Origin of the sequence: Micromonospora sp. LH3U1 (assembly GCF_028475105.1) — a bacterium.
Classification (GTDB): domain Bacteria; phylum Actinomycetota; class Actinomycetes; order Mycobacteriales; family Micromonosporaceae; genus Micromonospora.
Map to the genome: position 1 here is coordinate 674,099 of NZ_CP116936.1, position 16,323 is coordinate 690,421.

At 70.8% G+C, this 16,323-nt stretch carries 15 protein-coding genes; 12 read left to right on the plus strand and 3 right to left on the minus strand.

Annotated features, from left to right (window positions below; genetic code table 11):
- Positions 1–557: 557 nt before the first annotated feature.
- The 7 genes from PCA76_RS03140 (at position 558) to PCA76_RS03170 (ending at position 8,019) form a co-directional block, all read left to right on the plus strand.
- On the plus strand, positions 558–749 hold the full coding sequence (locus PCA76_RS03140; RefSeq protein WP_272615153.1) for a hypothetical protein: 192 nt from the start codon (positions 558–560) through the stop codon (positions 747–749).
- A complete protein-coding gene (locus PCA76_RS03145; protein ID WP_272615155.1) occupies positions 746–1,750 on the plus strand; it encodes a glycosyltransferase family 4 protein in 1,005 nt (334 codons plus the stop codon). The genes PCA76_RS03140 and PCA76_RS03145 overlap by 4 nt, the downstream gene beginning before the upstream one ends.
- A 117-nt stretch (positions 1,751–1,867) precedes the next feature.
- Positions 1,868–3,004, plus strand: coding sequence for a glycosyltransferase (locus PCA76_RS03150; RefSeq protein WP_272615156.1), 1,137 nt, complete (start codon positions 1,868–1,870; stop codon positions 3,002–3,004).
- A 44-nt stretch (positions 3,005–3,048) separates the two neighbouring features.
- The gene (locus PCA76_RS03155) at positions 3,049–4,053 is read left to right on the plus strand and encodes a glycosyltransferase (RefSeq protein ID WP_272615157.1); all 1,005 of its coding nucleotides are present in this window, start codon (positions 3,049–3,051) and stop codon (positions 4,051–4,053) included.
- Complete coding sequence (locus tag PCA76_RS03160) at positions 4,050–5,528, plus strand: glycoside hydrolase family 130 protein (RefSeq protein WP_272615159.1); 1,479 nt, start codon at positions 4,050–4,052, stop codon at positions 5,526–5,528. The genes PCA76_RS03155 and PCA76_RS03160 overlap by 4 nt, the downstream gene beginning before the upstream one ends.
- A 140-nt stretch (positions 5,529–5,668) precedes the next feature.
- Positions 5,669–6,883, plus strand: coding sequence for a PP2C family protein-serine/threonine phosphatase (locus tag PCA76_RS03165; protein ID WP_272615160.1), 1,215 nt, complete (start codon positions 5,669–5,671; stop codon positions 6,881–6,883).
- A 68-nt stretch (positions 6,884–6,951) separates the two neighbouring features.
- Positions 6,952–8,019: a DUF2855 family protein gene (locus PCA76_RS03170; RefSeq protein ID WP_272615162.1), complete on the plus strand. Its 1,068-nt coding sequence runs from the start codon at positions 6,952–6,954 to the stop codon at positions 8,017–8,019.
- 19 nt (positions 8,020–8,038) lie between these two features.
- Here the strand turns inward: PCA76_RS03170 and PCA76_RS03175 are convergent, their stop codons facing one another.
- Positions 8,039–8,845, minus strand: coding sequence for an RNA polymerase sigma factor SigF (locus PCA76_RS03175; protein WP_442930194.1), 807 nt, complete (start codon positions 8,843–8,845; stop codon positions 8,039–8,041).
- A 233-nt stretch (positions 8,846–9,078) separates the two neighbouring features.
- Positions 9,079–9,264, minus strand: a complete 186-nt coding sequence (locus PCA76_RS03180) for a hypothetical protein (RefSeq protein ID WP_272615163.1) — start codon at positions 9,262–9,264, stop codon at positions 9,079–9,081.
- Between the two features lie 311 nt (positions 9,265–9,575).
- Here PCA76_RS03180 and PCA76_RS03185 point away from each other — a divergent pair, with 311 nt between their 5' ends.
- Positions 9,576–11,432 (plus strand): sigma-70 family RNA polymerase sigma factor, encoded by a 1,857-nt coding sequence (locus PCA76_RS03185; protein WP_272615164.1) that lies wholly within the window; start codon positions 9,576–9,578, stop codon positions 11,430–11,432.
- A gap of 14 nt (positions 11,433–11,446) precedes the next feature.
- Entirely contained in the window at positions 11,447–12,118 is a 672-nt protein-coding gene (locus tag PCA76_RS03190; protein ID WP_272615166.1) for a DUF305 domain-containing protein, read from the plus strand.
- An 80-nt stretch (positions 12,119–12,198) separates the two neighbouring features.
- Here PCA76_RS03190 and PCA76_RS03195 read toward each other — a convergent pair whose 3' ends face one another.
- On the minus strand, positions 12,199–12,759 hold the full coding sequence (locus tag PCA76_RS03195) for a GNAT family N-acetyltransferase (RefSeq protein WP_272615167.1): 561 nt from the start codon (positions 12,757–12,759) through the stop codon (positions 12,199–12,201).
- An 81-nt stretch (positions 12,760–12,840) separates the two neighbouring features.
- On the opposite strand from PCA76_RS03195, the gene PCA76_RS03200 reads away from it, so the two are divergent.
- From PCA76_RS03200 to PCA76_RS03210, 3 genes are read left to right on the plus strand one after another with little or no spacing between them, the layout of a single operon-like run.
- Positions 12,841–13,551 (plus strand): siderophore-interacting protein, encoded by a 711-nt coding sequence (locus tag PCA76_RS03200; protein WP_272615168.1) that lies wholly within the window; start codon positions 12,841–12,843, stop codon positions 13,549–13,551.
- Positions 13,548–14,807: an MFS transporter gene (locus tag PCA76_RS03205; protein ID WP_272615169.1), complete on the plus strand. Its 1,260-nt coding sequence runs from the start codon at positions 13,548–13,550 to the stop codon at positions 14,805–14,807. Before PCA76_RS03200 ends, PCA76_RS03205 begins: the two co-directional genes overlap by 4 nt.
- Positions 14,804–16,303: an MFS transporter gene (locus PCA76_RS03210; protein ID WP_272615170.1), complete on the plus strand. Its 1,500-nt coding sequence runs from the start codon at positions 14,804–14,806 to the stop codon at positions 16,301–16,303. The genes PCA76_RS03205 and PCA76_RS03210 overlap by 4 nt, the downstream gene beginning before the upstream one ends.
- Positions 16,304–16,323: the final 20 nt, after the last annotated feature.

A 16,323-nucleotide genomic window follows, 5' to 3' on the forward strand; every position in this document is an offset into this window, starting at 1 on the left:
GAACGCCGTGCGGCGGTCTGCCCGCCGGCCTCAACCCTGGGGATGTGCTCGTAGCGCCTGCGCATGGTCTCGGTGGCGGCCGGGCCGGCGGCGAAGACGAAGTCGGCGTCGTCGAGCGGGCGTCCGGTGCTGCGATCCACGATCACCGGGTCGGCCTCCACGCCGGTGGTCCGGTCGACCAGCGCTGGTGTTCGCCGAGACCCGCAGCCGAGCGGGCAAGGTGGTGCTGGCGCCCTGACCTCCGAGCACGCTTCCGACAGGCCCGGCTGACGGTGCACGTGCAGCCGCACACCGCGAGGGCGTACGGTGGACATGTCGCCCGGGACCCCGGTGGCCGCCAGACGCCGTCGCCAACCACCCCATCCGGGGCGTAACCGATCGTCATCCCCATCGCTGCGACGTGCTGGTCGTGCTGTTTGATCGCCGACCACGTCCCGGCTGTCGGATTCGCCGTTTCAGCGCGGCCGGGATGGCTGATGGTCCGGATGTGACCTGCGCGTTCACGCCGCTGTTCGTGCGAATGATCGTTCTGAACGCCTTAACCAGGGGAGCACCAGATGAGGATCGCCAGGCACAGGATCGTCTCCGCACTTCGCGATCGGGGCCAGCAGGCCCGGGCCGACTGGGTCGAGCGCGAGCTGCCGGAGCGGGTGGACCCGGCGAAGCACACCGGGCTGCTCGCCACCCTGCACCTCGACCCAGCTGACCTCGCCGACCCAGCTGACCTCGCCGACGCGCCATCTCCGTGAGGGTGGCGCTGCTCGGACCGGTCGCCTGGCGTACGCCCCCGCACCACTACGGCCCGTGGGAGCAGGTGACCGGCCTGCTCGCGGAGGGGCTGGCCAGCCGTGGCGTCGACGTGACGCTCTTCGCGACACTGGATTCCGTGACCTCCGCCCAGCTCGACGGAGTCTGCCCACGGGGGTACGCGGACGATCCGGACATGGACGGTCGGGTGTGGGAGGCGATGCACGTCTCCCACGCGATGGCCCGCTCGGCGCAGTTCGACCTGGTGCACAGCCACCTCGACTGGCTGCCACTGGCGTTCGCGGAGCACTGTGACGCTCCGCTGCTGACCACAGTGCACGGCTTTTCCGGCGCGGGGATCCTGCCCGCCTACGCCCGAGCCCGCTCGTCGTACGTGTCGATCTCCGACGCCGACCGGGCACCTGAGCTCGACTACGTCGCCACGGTTTACCACGGCGTCGATCTCAACGGGTTGCCGTTCAGCAGTGACGCCGGCCCTGGGCTGGCCGCCTTCGGCCGGATCCACCCCGACAAGGGCACCCACACCGCGATCGAGATCGCCCGCCGCGCCGGCCGACCCCTGACCATCTGCGGGATCGTGCAGGACGAGCGGTACTTCGCCGAACAGGTGGCCCCCCACATCGACGGCGACCAGGTCGTCTTCCTCGGGTCGGTGGGTCCCCGACGGCGCGCGGAGGTGCTGGGCGGCAGCACCGCGCTGCTGCACCCGATCGCCTTCGACGAGCCGTTCGGACTGTCGGTGGTGGAATCGATGGTCTGCGGCACTCCGGTCGTCGCCTACAAGCGGGGGTCCATGCCGGAGGTCGTCGACGACGGGGTGACGGGCTTCCTGGTCAACACCGTCGATCAGGCCGTCGACGCGGTCACCCGGGTAGCCGGCCTCGATCGGGCCGGGTGTCGGGCGCGGGCTCGGCAGCGCTTCAGCGCGGACCGGATGGTCACCGACTATCTCGCCGTCTACGAGCAGCTCGTCCGCAACTGACTCAACCACCCCGAACTCCGTTCCGCCGGTCACACACGCTGACCGGCGTGCGCCGTCCCCGCGTGAGGCTTCGCCCCGTACCCAGGTGGTGGCCGACAACCGGAAGGCCCGACGTTCATGCTCAGCTACGGATTCCTCAGCACCCACCCACCGACCCGGTGTGGGCTGGCCACGTTCAACGCCGCCCTCGCCGCCCAGATGACCGCCGACGGCGCCCGCGGTGGCATCGTCCGGGTCACCGACCACGGCGACGACCAGCGACCCGGACCCGGGGTCGTGCACACGTGGTCGGCGCGTAACCCATCCGGCTGGCGGGACGCGGCCGCTGCCCTGAACGCCTTCGACGTGGCGATCGTCCAGCACGAGTACGGCATCTACCCCGGCACCGACGGCGAGGAGGTCCTGCCGTTGCTGCGGCGGCTCAGCGTGCCGAGCATCGTGGTTCTGCACACCGTGCTCAGCCAGCCCTCGGCCCGGCAGAAATCCCTGTTGGAGCAGATCGTGGCCACTGCCGGGGCGGTCGTCACGATGACCGACACGGCCCGCGACCGGCTGCTCGTCGGGTACGCCGTGCCAGCGGGCAAGGTGACGGTCATCCCGCACGGCGCCGCCGAGCTCGCCGGTGTGCCCGTCGACCGGCGTACCCGCCCGCACCTGCTGACCTGGGGGCTGCTCGGGCCGGGCAAGGGCATCGAGTGGTCGTTGCGGGCCCTCGCGCGGTTGCAGGATCTCGAACCGACTCCGACCTACACGGTGGCGGGGCGCACCCACCCGAAGGTGATCGAGCACCACGGTGAGGCGTACCGGGCGGGGCTGCACCAGCTCGGCGCCCAGTTGGGCGTCGCGCACGCCGTCGACTACCAGGATGTCTACCACGACCAGGAGGCACTGGGCCGGTTGATCCGCTCCGCCGACGTGGTCGTCCTGCCCTACGACTCCCGCGAACAGGTCACCTCCGGCGTACTCATCGAAGCGGTGGCCGCCGGGGTGCCCGTCGTGGCGACGGCGTTCCCGCATGCCGTCGAGTTGCTGACCGGTGGGCCGGGTCTTGTCGTACCCCACCAGAATCCGGTGGCACTGGCCAAGGCGATCCGGCGGGTCCTGACCGAACCGGGCCTGGCCGCCCGGTTGGCCGGCCGGGTTCGCCCGCTGGCCCCGCACCTGCGCTGGCCTGCGGTGGCAGCCCGCTACGGTGCCCTCGCCGTAGAGCTCACTGACGCCCGCTCGCCCGCCGTCAGTGCCGTGCCGGCGTGACGGCGACCACCGATCGCCCCTGGACATCGACGGGTGGGCGCTGGGTGACCGCACCTGCGCCGAGCTTCGCGCATCTGGCTCGGCTGAGCGACGACACCGGTCTGTTCGAGCACGCCCGGCACGCGATCGTCCGCCGCGAGCACGGCTACTGCACCGACGACGTGGCCCGTGGCCTGGTGGTCGTCAGCCGTGAGCCGGAGCCGAGCGAGGAGTTGCTCCGGCTCGCGGAGTGCTACCTGGCGTTCCTGACCCACGCGCAGGACTCCAGCGGCGCCTTTCACAACCGACTCGGGCACGACCGGCGCTGGGCCGACGAACCAGGGCTCGGCGACTGGTGGGGCCGGGCGCTGTGGGGCCTGGGCACGGCCGTCGCCCGCAGCCCCGCATCCTGGGTACGCGAGGAGGCGCTGGTCGCGTTCAGCCGGGGTGCCACCCGACGCGCCAAGGCGCCGCACACGATGGCCTTCGCCGGTCTGGGTGCGGCCGAGGTGCTCCGCCGGCACCCGGGCCACGTCGCCGCCGCGTCCCTGCTGGCGGACGCGGCCAGCACGGTCGGCCGAGCCGGGTCCGACCCGCGGTGGCCGTGGCCACGGCAGGAGCTGACCTACGCGAACGCGGCCCTCGCCGAGGTGGTCATCGCGGCCAGCCAGCTTCGCGAGGGTGGCCCACCTCTCGACGACGGTCTGCGAATGTTGGCCTGGCTGCGCACTGTCCAGCTCCGCGACGGGCGGCTGTCGGTCGTACCCGCCGGTGGGTGGCGGCACGGCGCCGTACGACTGCACCACGACCAGCAGCCGATCGAGGTCGCCGCCCTCGCCGATGCCTGCGCCACGGCGTCCATGGTCACCGGGGACCCCCAGTGGGACACCGGGGTGCGGCAGGCGGTCGGGTGGTTCCTCGGCGACAACGACCTTGGCATGGTGATGTGGGATCCGGCGACCGGCGGCGGCTACGACGGGCTGACCGCGCACGGGCCCAACCTCAACCAGGGTGCCGAATCCACCATCGCGCTCATCTCCACCCTGCAGCACGCCCGGCGGTGGTCGTGACCCCGAGTCTGGCCGTCCGGCAGGACGTCACCCTCACACCGGATCCACGTCGGGTCATCATCAAGCTCTTCGTTCCGGGTGAGGACGCCGCGGTGGTACGCACCCGCGCGCAGGCCCTCATCGACCGGGTCGCGCACCTCGACGACGAGGAGACCGGCCGGCTGCTGCGGGACACCTTCGACCGCTTCGGCGCCCGGCACCGCGACCTGGCCGGCACGTTCCACCACCACTACGACCTCGTCCGGCACCGGGCCGCCCGCGCCCGGGATCTCTCGCCGACCAGCCGACTGCTGGTCGGCGCCTACTTCAGCCACGAGTACGCCGTCGAGGCCGCCGCCCTCTGCAACCCGTCGATGGTGGCCCACCCGGACCAGACCGATCTGGGTGCCGGGCAACTGCGCGTCGCGGTCAGCCTGCGCCAGGTCGGCGAGGGCCACGTGTCGTCCATCGGGTTCGCCACCGCGGTCCTCGGACCCGGCAGGCAACTCACTCTCGCCGACCGGCCCGGCCCGTTGGCCGTCGGGCAGCGGACGGGCGTACGGCACCGCCGGGACCTGCTCGTTGCCGGCCTGGCCGAGGAGGACTGCGACAACGAGGTCGCCGCCACCGTGCTGGACGCCCTGCCCGAGTGGTACGACGAGGCCACCTTCGAGCGGGTGCTCGGCAACCTGCCGCCCGATCTGCTCTCCCGCAGCACCGGGTTGGGCACCCTCGAACAACTGCGTCGCACCAACGCCGGTAGCTACGCCACGGCCTTTCCCGCCGACACGGCTCTGCACCAACGGGTGCTCTGGCCGGCCACCCCGGCGGAGAGCAACGGCATGGAGGACGCGCGCTTCGTCCGGTTCGTCGATGAGTCCGGGCCGGTGTACCGGGCCACCTACACCGCCTACGACGGTCGGAGCATCGCCACCCGTGCGCTGGTCAGCACCGACCTGCGCCGCTTCGAGATGACCCCGATGCGCGGGCCGGGTGCTCGCAACAAGGGGATCGCGCTGTTTCCGCGTACCGTCGGCGGCCGGCACCTGGCGCTGTGCCGCGCCGACGGCGAGACAATTGGCCTGACCGCCCTGGACGGCGAGAACCGCTGGCAGGCCCCGACCCCGTTGCACGCCCCGCGGGACAGCTGGGAGTTGATCCAGGTCGGCAACTGCGGATCTCCCATCGAAACCGACGTCGGCTGGCTGGTACTCACCCACGGCGTCGGGCCGATGCGCCGTTACGCGATCGGCGCGCTCCTGCTCGACCTGTACAGACCGGAGCGGGTCGTCGCGCACCTGCCCGGTGTGCTCCTGGCACCCGATGAGAACGACCGGGACGGGTACGTACCCAACGTCGTCTACTCCTGCGGGGCGCTCATCCACGACGGTGAGCTGTGGTTGCCGTACGGGGCGAGTGACGCCCGGGTGGGTTTCGCGACCGTGCCGGTGCCCGCTCTCCTCAACGCGATGGTGGAAGGCCCCACCGCCGGGTGACCGGGGTGGGTGAGCGCGTGTCCGACAGTGGTGCCGGGTGGGAGGGCGTACTCGGCACGTGAGGATCGCGGCGGGGCACGGTAGCCTCGGGCTCGCCCTACCGTGCTCCTACGATCGGGGAGGACAGGGGGAGGTGCAGCGTGGTCGACGTCGGTGAGGTGGTGCGTTGGCTGCAGCTCAACGCGCCCCGTGGCGGGCCGGACGAGCTGTCTCAGCTGGTCGCCCGTGCGGCCCCCGCCATCAACGCCAGCGAGATCGTGATCTATCTGGCCGACTACACGCAGTCCCTTCTCGTGCCACTGCTCGGCGCGGGTCTCGTCCGGGACGAGCTGTCGATCGAGACGACCCTCGCGGGCCGGGCCTTCACCAACCTCGACATCCAGCGCGCGCCCGACAACCCGGATCGGGTCTGGGTGCCCCTGCTGCTCGGGTGTGAACGGATGGGCGTAATGGAGGTCGTCTCGCCGGCAGCCGCCGACGAGGCCATGGACGGGCCAGCCTGGGAGGTGGCGGTCAACGTCGCCCAGATCCTGGTCAACCGCCGGCTCTACGGTGACGTGGTCGAGCGGATGCGGCGCCGTCTCCCGATGCAGGTCGCGGCCGAGATCGTGTGGGGCCTGCTGCCGCCGCTGACCTTCGCCACCGACGACCTGGTGATCACCGCCATCCTCGAACCGTGCTACGACGTCGGCGGCGACATCTTCGACTACGCGTTGAACGACGACGTGCTCAGCGTCGGGCTCTTCGACACCTGCGGGCACGGCATCAAGGCGAGCACCCTGGCCTCGCTGGTGGTCAGCGCGTACCGCAACGCCCGCCGGTGTGGCCTCGACCTGGTCGACACGGCGATCAGCATCGACCGGTGGGTGCGTTCCGAGCACCCGAACTTCTTCGCGACCGGGCTGCTCATCGAGTTGGACCGCCGGACCGGTCGACTGAGCATGATCAACGCGGGTCATCCCGGTGCCATGTTGCTGCGCGACGGCAAGGCCATTCGGGAGTTGCCGGGGCCGACCGCGTTGCCGCTCGGCCTGGGCCACCTGACCCCTCGGCGCCCGCGGGTGCACGTCGAGGATCTGCACCCGGGCGACCGCATCCTCGGCTATACCGACGGCATCACCGATGCGCGGAGCGCGGACGGGGAGCAGTTCGGGCTGGACCGGCTCGTCGACTTCGTCAACCGTGCTCTCAACGACCGGCTGCCCAGCCCGGAGACGATGCGTCGCCTGGTACGCGCAGTCGTCGGCTACCAGGACGACAGACTTGAGGACGACGCGACCGCCCTCTTCGTGGAGTGGCGGCCGCCGCACCTGCCGCTCGCGCATCTCCGCAACCTCGCCGCGGCCCGCGCCTGACCGCACCAGTGGGATTTTGCACTCGCAGTGCACTTGTCTCCGTTTGCGGTGCTGTCTAGCGTCACCTCATGGCTGACTCATGGACCTTCGCCGTCGCGCGTGACGACCTCGGGCAGACCACGCTCGTCGATGGCGCCACGCCCGCTGTGGCTGATGGCGAGGCGCTGCTGCGCGTGGACCGCGTCGGCCTCACCGCGAACAACGTGACCTATGCGGTGCTGGGCGAGTCGATGCGCTACTGGCAGTTCTTTCCGCCGGCGAGCCGTGGGCTCGGGCCGCAGTGGGGGCTCCCGCCGCTCTGGGGCTTCGCCGAGGTGGTCGCGTCGACGGTTGCGGGGGTCGAGGTGGGGCAGCGGGTCTACGGTTACCTTCCGCCCGCGGGTCACCTGCTGGTGCGGCCGGACCGGGTGGACACGTCCGGCTTCCGCGACGCGAGCCCGCACCGGGCGGAGCTGCCATCGCCGTACAACGCGTACCGGTCGACCACCGGCGACCCGGCGTACCAGCCCGACCAGGAGGATCTGCTGATCCTGTTCCGGCCGTTGTTCTTCACCTCGTTCATGCTGGCCGACCAGGTCGTCGACAACGACTTCTACGGTGCCGAGGCGCTGCTGGTGTCGTCGGCGTCGAGCAAGACCGCGTACGCCGCCGCCTTCGAGCTGCGCGGGCGCGGACCGCGCCTGGTCGGGCTCACCTCACCCGGCAACCTGGCCTTCACCCGGTCGCTCGGCTGCTACGACGAGGTCGTCTCGTACGACGACATCAGCACCCTCGACGCGGTCCCGACCGTCTACCTCGACCTGTCCGGCGCGCCCACGACCCGTGCCGCCCTGCGTCGGCACCTCGGCGATCGGCTCGTCCGGGACATCGCGGTCGGGCTCACCAACCAGACGCCGAATGCCGACGCCGCCGAGGAGGTGTTCTTCGCGCCGGTCCAGATGCGCAAGCGCAGCCACGACTGGGGCCGCGATGGGCTCGACCAACGGTTCACCGAGGCCTGGCAACGCTTCACGGCCGTTGTGAGCGGGTGGCTCGACGTCCAGGTCGGTGCCGGGCCGGAGGCTCTCCAGCACGCGTGGCTCGACGTGCTCGCGGGTCGTACGCCGCCGCGGGTGGGTCACGTCGTCCAACTGTGAGCGGTCGACGGCGCCGAGGTCAGGAGATGCTGGCGTCGGCGAGGTGGTGACGCAGCGTGGCCAACGATCGGGTGATCAGCCGGGAGACGTGCATCTGCGAGACACCGATCCGTTCGGCGATCTGGGCCTGGGTCAGGTTGCCATGGAAGCGCAGGCTCAGGATCTGGCGTTCGCGCTCCGGCAGCGTGGCGAGGGCCGGGCCGAGGGCGACGCGGATTTCGACGAGGTCGAACTCGTGGTCGTCGCCGCCGATGGTGTCCGCGAGTTCCCGGTTGCCGTCGACCCCGATCGGGGTGGACAGCGAGGTGGCCCGGTAGGCGCGTGCACCCTCCAGCCCTTCCAGGACGGTCTCCTCGGACACGTCGAGGTAGGACGCGATGTCGGCAACGGTCGGCGAGCGACCGATGGTCTGGGTCAGGGCGCTGTTCGCCGCGCTGATCGACAGTCGCAGCTCCTGGAGGCGGCGAGGCACGCGAACCGCCCAGGTGCGGTCCCGGAAGTACCGCTTGATCTCGCCGATGATGGTGGGAATGGCGTACCCGCTGAAGTCGACACCCCGGCTGTGGTCGAAGTTGTCCACGGCCTTGATGAGCCCGACCGAGGCGGTCTGGGCCAGGTCGTCGTCGGGTGCGCCGCGTCCGGAGTAGCGGCGTGCCAGATGCCGCGCGAGCGGCAACCATGCCTCGATGGCGCGGTCCCGCAGAGCTGGGCGGCGGGGGTCGTCAGCCGGGGTCGCCGCCATGGCGGCCAGAAGGTCGTCCGGGGTCTGGTCGCTGCTCCGCTGGCCGAGGTGGGTGCTGGTCGCTGTTCCGACGATGGTGGCCATGAGTGGGTCCTTCCCGGACATGCCCGTCGATCGAGTCGACCGGAAGATCTCCGAACCGGCTGCCGCCGGGGCGCATGTACGGGCAAAGATGCGCTGTCGCAAGGCCACGATCACGGGCCTCGCCACCGCGTCATGTCGTTCATTTGATGACCCGGACACTACCCGAAAGATTGATTAATTACTAGCCAAAAGTATGATCCCATACAGGTGGTTGACGCTCAACCAAGATCGGATCAGTCGCGCTGATCGGAGTCGTCGCCAGCGGTCGGGGCCTGCTGGGCAGGCTTCACCGCGAACGGGTGACGCAGCCGCCGCATGGCCTCCTCGCTGCCGTCGAAGGTCACCGCCGACCCGTCGAGCCCATCGGCGTTCGACGTGGCGAGAAACAAGGCGGGTCGACCGTTGTCGTTCGAAGTCATGCAGGATTCCTGTCTTCTGCTAAGGAGTGCGTCTGGGCGCCGGCAACTCGCGCCGTGCGACCCGGTGACGTTTCGGCGCTCACGCTGGCGCCCGATCAGGGTGTCTCGTTCACGGGCGAGCGCCCGGCGACACCGACACCTCGCACCATACCCGGCGTCGCCGCCCATCATGCGCCGCTGACAGCCCCCGGGTCGCATCCGGCCGACTGACGGCCCGAGAATTCTGTAATCCAACCCGCTGCCATCAGTCTCCGATCTTGAGGGCGGTCAGCGCGGGCGCCGCGCGGATGAGCACACAAGGAGTGACACCCATGTCGTCAGCCGGTCGAGCACTACCCGATACCGGGTTGGTCGTCGCGGCCCGGCAGGGCGACCAGCGCGCTCTCGACGACGTCGTCGCGGCCTCACTCCCGCTGGTCTACAACATCGTCGGGCGTGCGCTCCGCGGTCACGCCGACGTCGACGATGTGGTCCAGGAGACGTTGGTACGGGTGATCCGGTACCTGCCCGCGCTCAACGATCCGGCGGCATATCGGTCCTGGCTCGTGGCGATCACCATCCGACAGGTGCGCGACTGGGAGCAGCGCCGACGCGTCGCGCTCAACCGCGACGCCGGGCTCGACGTGATCCACAACGTGCCCGACCCCGCCTCCGACTTCGCTGGCATGACCATCCTCCGGCTCGGCCTAACCGACCAACGACGCGAGGTCGCCGAGGCGACCCGCTGGCTCGACCCGGACGACCAGGAGTTGCTCTCGCTGTGGTGGCTGGAGGAGACCGGCGAGATCGACCGGACCGAGGTAGCCGACGCGCTCGGGCTGTCACCCGGGCACGTCGCGGTGCGGGTCCACCGGATGAAGGAGCAGATCCAGAGCGCCCGGAGCGTCGTACGCGCGCTCCGCGCCCGCCCCGGTTGCCCGGACCTGCGCGCCGTGTCCGCCGAGTGGGACGGCACTCCCAGCTCGCTGTGGCGCAAGCGACTGGCCCGACACGTCCGCGACTGCGCGGTCTGCGGACGACTGGGCTCCACGCTCCTGCCGATCGACCGGCTGCTCGCCGGCATGCCGTTGCTGCCGCTGCCGGCGGGTCTCAGCGCCCACTTCCCGAGCGCGGCCGTGCCTCCGGCCGCCTCGCAGGCCGTCGGGTTGCCGTCGTCGAGCCCGACGGCCGGACCCACCGATGCGGGCGGCGGCCCGAGCGTCGTCGACCTTGCGGTGAACCGGCCCCGTGGCCTCGTTCCGTCCCTCGCCGCTGGTGTGGTCGCCGCCGTCCTGGCCATCACCCTGGCGGTGGTGATCCTGCCGGAGGATCCGGCCGCACCCTCTTGGGCTGCCCCGCCCACCGCAGCGCCCAGCGCCGTAGCCTCCCCGAGCGCCGCACCGTCGCCGAGCACACGACCCTCGTCGAGGGCTCCGGTCGCGCCGGCGGTCAGCTCCGCGCGTAAGGGCGTCGGGGCGTGGAACTTCGCCGGGGCCAGTCGGGCGTTGGCGAGTTCCAAGGCCGGCTGGTACTACACCTGGGGCACCCAGCACCCGGGGATCAGCACTCCGCAGGGTGTGACGTTCGTGCCCATGATCCGCAGTGCGGAGAACGTCACCGCAGCGGAGTTGGCCCGGGCCAAGGCGGCCGGGCCGTACCTGCTGACCTTCAACGAGCCGGACATGTCCGAGCAGGCGAACATGACCGTCGAGCAGGCGCTGGACCTGTGGCCGCAACTGATGGCGACGGGCAGCAGGCTGGGCAGCCCGGCGGTCGCCTGGGGCGCACCGGACCCGCAGGGTTGGCTGAACAGGTTCATGACCGGCGCCCAGGCCCGCGGCCACCGGGTGGACTTCATCACCGTGCACTGGTTCGGCGCGGACTTCACCACCGCCACCGCGGTCGACCAGCTCCGGCAGTACCTGCAGGCTGTCTACCAGCGGTACCGGAAGCCGATCTGGCTGACCGAGTTCGCACTGATCCGCTTCGACGGCGGCCGTCAACAGTTCCCCAGCCAGGAGCAGCAGGCGGCCTTCCTCACCGCGGCCACCGGCATGCTCGGCCAACTCTCCTACGTGCAGCGCTACGCCTGGTTCGGTCTGCCCGCCACGGACAAGGACCGGTCCGGGTTGTTCAGCGACGGCACCGAGGCGACCCTCGTCGGCCGCGCCTTTCAAGCCGCCCGTTGAGCGGAGGCAGACCTATGGATGAGCACCAGATCATGACCGGACGCGCCGCGTTCAACGTCCGTGCCTGGCGGATCGTCGGCGTCGTCGCGACTCTTGTCGTGACCGTGCTGGCCGTCGGTCTCACCCAGGGTTGGGGCCGCACCGACCAGACCGCCGTAACCCCGCCGGCCGTAACCCCGCCGGTCGCTCCGGCGCCGACCGCGTCCGTGCTGCTCAACAGCACCGATGACGCCTTCATCCAACTGCTGATTCCGATGAACGAGGGTGCGCTCGCGCTGATCAACCAGCTCGACGCCCGGCCAACGGACGCGGATCCGTCGCTGCGGGCACTCCTGGGCGACGTCCGGGTCGCTCACCAGGCGGAGTTGCGGGACCTGCGTGGGCTGTTGGCCGCAGGCAACGTCCCGGAGCTGAACATCCACGAGGGGCATCAGATGCCGGGCATGGTCACCGACGCCAGTCTCGCCGAACTGCGCGCCACGCCCGACGCCGAGGTGCCGTCCCGGGCGGCTGCGCTGATCCGGGCGCACCTCGCGCAGACCGTGGTGCTGTGCCGGGGCGAACAGACCGCCGGGGGCAGTCCGGAGCTGAAGGCGCTCGCCGGCCGGATCCAGCAGGCCCGGGCCGCCGAGTTGCGCGCTCTGGAGAGTCAGCCCGGCGCGACCGAGGCTCCACCGGTCAACTGAACATGCGGTGGACCGCGACCCTCATCGACTTCTGGAACGCCAACAGCTGACGCCCCTCCGGCTGCCGGCCGCGTCGGTGGTCAGGCCGACGTCGGGTGGTTCGCCTCGAACCGGGCGCGGGTCAGGAACGCGAGTTGGGCACGCTTGTCCGGCATGTCGATCTCCGAGTCGAAGGTGAAGCCCTCGATCTCCAGCCGGCGCAGAGCGAGGTGGTTGCGTACGTCCGGCTCGACGACGATCCGTTGGGCGGTCGGGTCACGGAACAGGAAGCGGGCGAGGGCGGGGCCGACGGCGTTGGTGAGGCTGTGGGCGAAGCGCCGGTCGGGGCTGAGTAGCAGGTGCATCCCCACGTCACCGGGCTGCACCGCGTAGCGCTCGCCGACCGGGTCCGCCTCGGGCTGGTAGCTCTGAAAGAGGCCGACGGGCTCCCCGTCGACCATGATCAGGTACGCGTGGTGCGTCGGCAGACTGTCCACGAAGGTGTAGATCTCGCGTACCTGATCCAGGGTGTGTGAACCCATGCCCCAGAAGGAGTTGCGGGGGAGGGTGACCCAGCCGTGCAGGAGTGTGGCGTCCCGGTCGGGCCGCACGGTCACCAACGACAACTCGCCGAGACCGGCGATCTTCTCCTGGTACGTCATGGGGCGCTGTCCTCTGTTCCATCCGGGGCGCGACTTAGGTTAACCTCCCCTAACCAAGGATCACCTTACCTGGAGGGGTGCGTGAAACGGAACTGGGAGGCCCTGGTCCTCAAGGCCATGGGAGGCCGGGACTTTCGGTTGACCGTGCTGAGCACCGAATCGATCGACGGGCACTACCAGAGGCTTCTCCTGGACGGGGGTGGCCTGCTGGAGGCGTGCGGCGTGCACCCCACGATGTGGATCCGGCTGTGGTTCGACAACGACGGCCGGGCACACCAACGCGCGTACACGCTGGTGGACCCCGATCCGTCCACCGGCCGGTTCACCCTCGAATTCGCCATCCACGACGGCCGCGCCGCCCGCTGGGCCACCACGGCCCAGGTCGGCGACACCATCGTCGCGACCGTGCAGGGCAGCGCGTTCGAACTGCCCGACCCCGCTCCCGAGCACCTCTACCTCGTCGGCGACGCGGCGTCCCTGCCCGCGGTGAACAGCCTGCTCGACGCCAGCGCCGACATCCCGGCGACGGTCTGGCTGGAGTACGCCCACGAGGGCGAGAAGGCTCTCGTACCTCGGGCCCGGGCGCACCACGACGTCACCTGGGTGCCTCGGCGCGACGCGGGCCAACATCTCGTCGACACGGTCTGCGCCGCACTGCCGGCCAGCGGCGCGGGTCACTACTGGGTGGCCTGCGAGGCGGCCACCACCCGTGGCATCACCCGGCACATCCGACGGACTCTGGGCGTCGACAAGGACCGGCTGACCTCCCTCGGCTACTGGAAAGCGGCATGAAGGGCCGGCTCGGCACCCTGACCGCTCTGTACGTCACCCAGTACCTCGGCGTCGGCTTCATCACCGTCGGGTTGACCGCCATCCTGCGTGACGGCGGCACCTCGCTGGACACTCTGGCGCTGTTGCAGATCGTCGGCCTGATCTGGCCCATCAAGTTCCTCTGGGCGCCGATCCTCGACCGGTACGGCTCGCGGCACCGCGGCCACTACCGATCCTGGTTGCTCGTGCTCCAGACCGCCCTGGTGCTCGCCCTGTTGGCGCTGCTGCCGTTCTCCCGCCCGGCCGACGCGCTCGGCCCGATCATCGCGATCTGCGCCGCGTATGTCTTCTTCTCCGCAACCCAGGACATCGCCGTGGACGCCGTCGCCGTCCGGATGCTCGCCGAGTCTGCCCGGGGGACCGGCAACGGCATTCAGGTAGCCGCGAGCTACCTCGGCAACCTGCTCGGCGGCGGTGCCTGCGTCCTGGTCTACGACCAGTTCGGCTGGGCGCCGGCGATCGGCCTGCTGGCCGCGATGACGGCGGTCGGCCTGGTGGTGGTGTGGCGGTTCCGGGAGCCGCCCCGTACCGATCGGGTGGAGCGGGTCGGCACGGCCTACCGGGCGCTGCTGTCGGTGTTCGGCCAGCCGGGCTGCCGGTGGTGGACGTTCGGTGTGGTGCCGCTGGTCTACGTCGGCGCGGGCATGGCGTACGCCCTGGTGACGCCTGCCCTGGTCGACGCGGGGTGGTCGTTGGGCCGGATCGGCGTGGTCACGGGGGTGGTCATCAGCGCCCCGGCCATCGTGGCGGGTCTCGTCGCTGGGCTCGGGATCGGACGGTTCGGGCGCAGTGGTGTGCTCGTGGTTGGCGGCGTGGCCCTCACGGTGTCGACGCTGCTGTTGCTGCCGCTGATGAACGGCCGTGCGCCGCTGGGCGGAACGGTCGCCGCGCTCTGCTGCTTCATGGTGGCCTACACCATCGCCAACGTCGTGCTCTACACGGTCAACATGGACTACTCGCGACCCGACACGGGCGGCACCGACTTCACCGTCCTGTCGTCGTTCGGCCTGGTCTGCTCGTTCGTGGCCGCGTCCGTCGGTCTCGCGGCGGCCGACCGGGTCGGCTACCCGGCGGTCGCGGTCGCCGCCATCGTGCTGGTGGCTGCCGGCGTCGCCCTCGGCCTCACCCACCAGCGGCGATTCCCGCACCAGCCCGGTCCGGTCGCCGACCCGGCGGCAGTGCAGCCGTCGGTGGGCGGGGTCAAGGCTGTGGCGTGACGACGGTTCGGCCGGCCACCGACACCACGACATCGGCGCGGCTGCCGCAGCGGTGGCTCATCCTGGCCGTGCTGTGCGTCGCGCAGCTCGTCGTGGTGCTGGACAACACCGTGCTGACCGTGGCGGTGCCGGTGCTCACCACCGAGTTGGGCGCCAGCACCGCCGACGTGCAATGGATGATCAACGCGTACGCGTTGGTGCTGTCCGGGTTGCTGCTCACCGCCGGCAGCGCGGCCGACCGGTACGGTCGTCGCCGGATGCTGCTCGCCGGTCTCGTCCTGTTCGGGCTCGGTTCGTTGGCGGCCGGGCTCGCCAGCACCAGCGGGCAACTGATCGCTGCCCGGGCCGGGATGGGCGTTGGTGGTGCGCTGCTGGTCACCTCGACGCTCGCGGTTGCGATGCAGGTCTTCGACGCCGCGGAGCGGTCCCGGGCGATCGGCATCTGGGCTGCCACCAGCGCGTTGGGCTTCGCCGTCGGGCCACCGATCGGCGGCACCATCCTCGCGCATCTGCCGTGGGGCGCCATCTTCCTGATGAACGTTCCCATCGTGCTGGTCTGCCTGCTCGTCGGTCGCGCGCTGATACCCGAGTCCCGCGACCCGGCCGGTGGCCGCCTCGACGTGGTGGGCGCGGCGCTCTCCACCGCCGGCCTGACCGCGGTCGTCTGGGCGATCATCTCCGGTCCGGAGCGGGGGTGGGCGTCGGCCGAGGTACTAGGTGTGGCGGCTGTCGGCGTACTCCTGCTCGGGTTCTTCGTTCGTTGGGAGCGGCGGATCTCCCACCCGATGCTGGACATGCACTTCTTCCGGGACCGGCGCTTCGTCGGCGCGATCTCCGGGGTCGTGCTGATCACCTTCGGCGCCACCGGTGCGCTGTTCCTGCTCACCCAGCATCTGCAGTTCGTCCGGGGCTACCCCGCCTGGGAGGCGGGCCTGCGGATGGCACCCTTCGCCCTGTCCATCGTGCTGCTCAACGTCAGCGGTGTCGTCGCCATCGTGATCCGCCGGCTCGGCCTGGCGGCCGCCATCGCGGTCGGCATGACGTTGCTCGCGGGCGGTCTCGCGGTGGTCACCGTCTTTCCGTCCGACGGGTACGGGGTGCTGCTGGGTGGGCTGCTCGTCATGGGTGTCGGTTGCGCGTTGGCGAACCCGGCCATCGTCGAGGCTGTGATGAGCGCGATCCCGGCGGAGAAGGCAGGCGCGGGCGCGGGTGTCGACGGCACCATGACCGAGGTCGGCAGCAGCCTCGGCATCGCGGTGCTGGGTGCGGTGCTGAACGCCCGGTTCGCCGCCCTGCTGCCGGCGGCCCTGGCCGGTGCCGGATCGTTTCCCGCGGCCCTCGCCGCCGCCGGTGAGGGGGCCGATCGGGAGGTCGTCACGGTCGCCTTCGCCTCGGCGCTGGAGACCGGGCAGCTGGTGGGTGCCGCTGCGGTGCTGATCGGCGGCTTGGTCGCCGCCGGGCTGCTGCATCGGGCAGACCGCCTCACACCCGTTTAATTAGGATAGGCTACCCTAAA

Excerpts from the sequence above, each read along its gene's own strand:
- PCA76_RS03140 (WP_272615153.1), top strand. The coding sequence starts at position 558 with ATGAGGATCGCCAGGCACAGGATCGTCTCCGCACTTCGCGATCGGGGC.
- PCA76_RS03150 (WP_272615156.1), top strand. The coding sequence starts at position 1,868 with ATGCTCAGCTACGGATTCCTCAGCACCCACCCACCGACCCGGTGTGGG.
- PCA76_RS03170 (WP_272615162.1), top strand. The coding sequence starts at position 6,952 with ATGGCTGACTCATGGACCTTCGCCGTCGCGCGTGACGACCTCGGGCAG.
- PCA76_RS03175 (WP_442930194.1), bottom strand. The coding sequence starts at position 8,845 with ATGGCCACCATCGTCGGAACAGCGACCAGCACCCACCTCGGCCAGCGG.
- PCA76_RS03180 (WP_272615163.1), bottom strand. The coding sequence starts at position 9,264 with ATGACTTCGAACGACAACGGTCGACCCGCCTTGTTTCTCGCCACGTCG.
- PCA76_RS03185 (WP_272615164.1), top strand. The coding sequence starts at position 9,576 with ATGTCGTCAGCCGGTCGAGCACTACCCGATACCGGGTTGGTCGTCGCG.
- PCA76_RS03190 (WP_272615166.1), top strand. The coding sequence starts at position 11,447 with ATGGATGAGCACCAGATCATGACCGGACGCGCCGCGTTCAACGTCCGT.
- PCA76_RS03195 (WP_272615167.1), bottom strand. The coding sequence starts at position 12,759 with ATGACGTACCAGGAGAAGATCGCCGGTCTCGGCGAGTTGTCGTTGGTG.
- PCA76_RS03205 (WP_272615169.1), top strand. The coding sequence starts at position 13,548 with ATGAAGGGCCGGCTCGGCACCCTGACCGCTCTGTACGTCACCCAGTAC.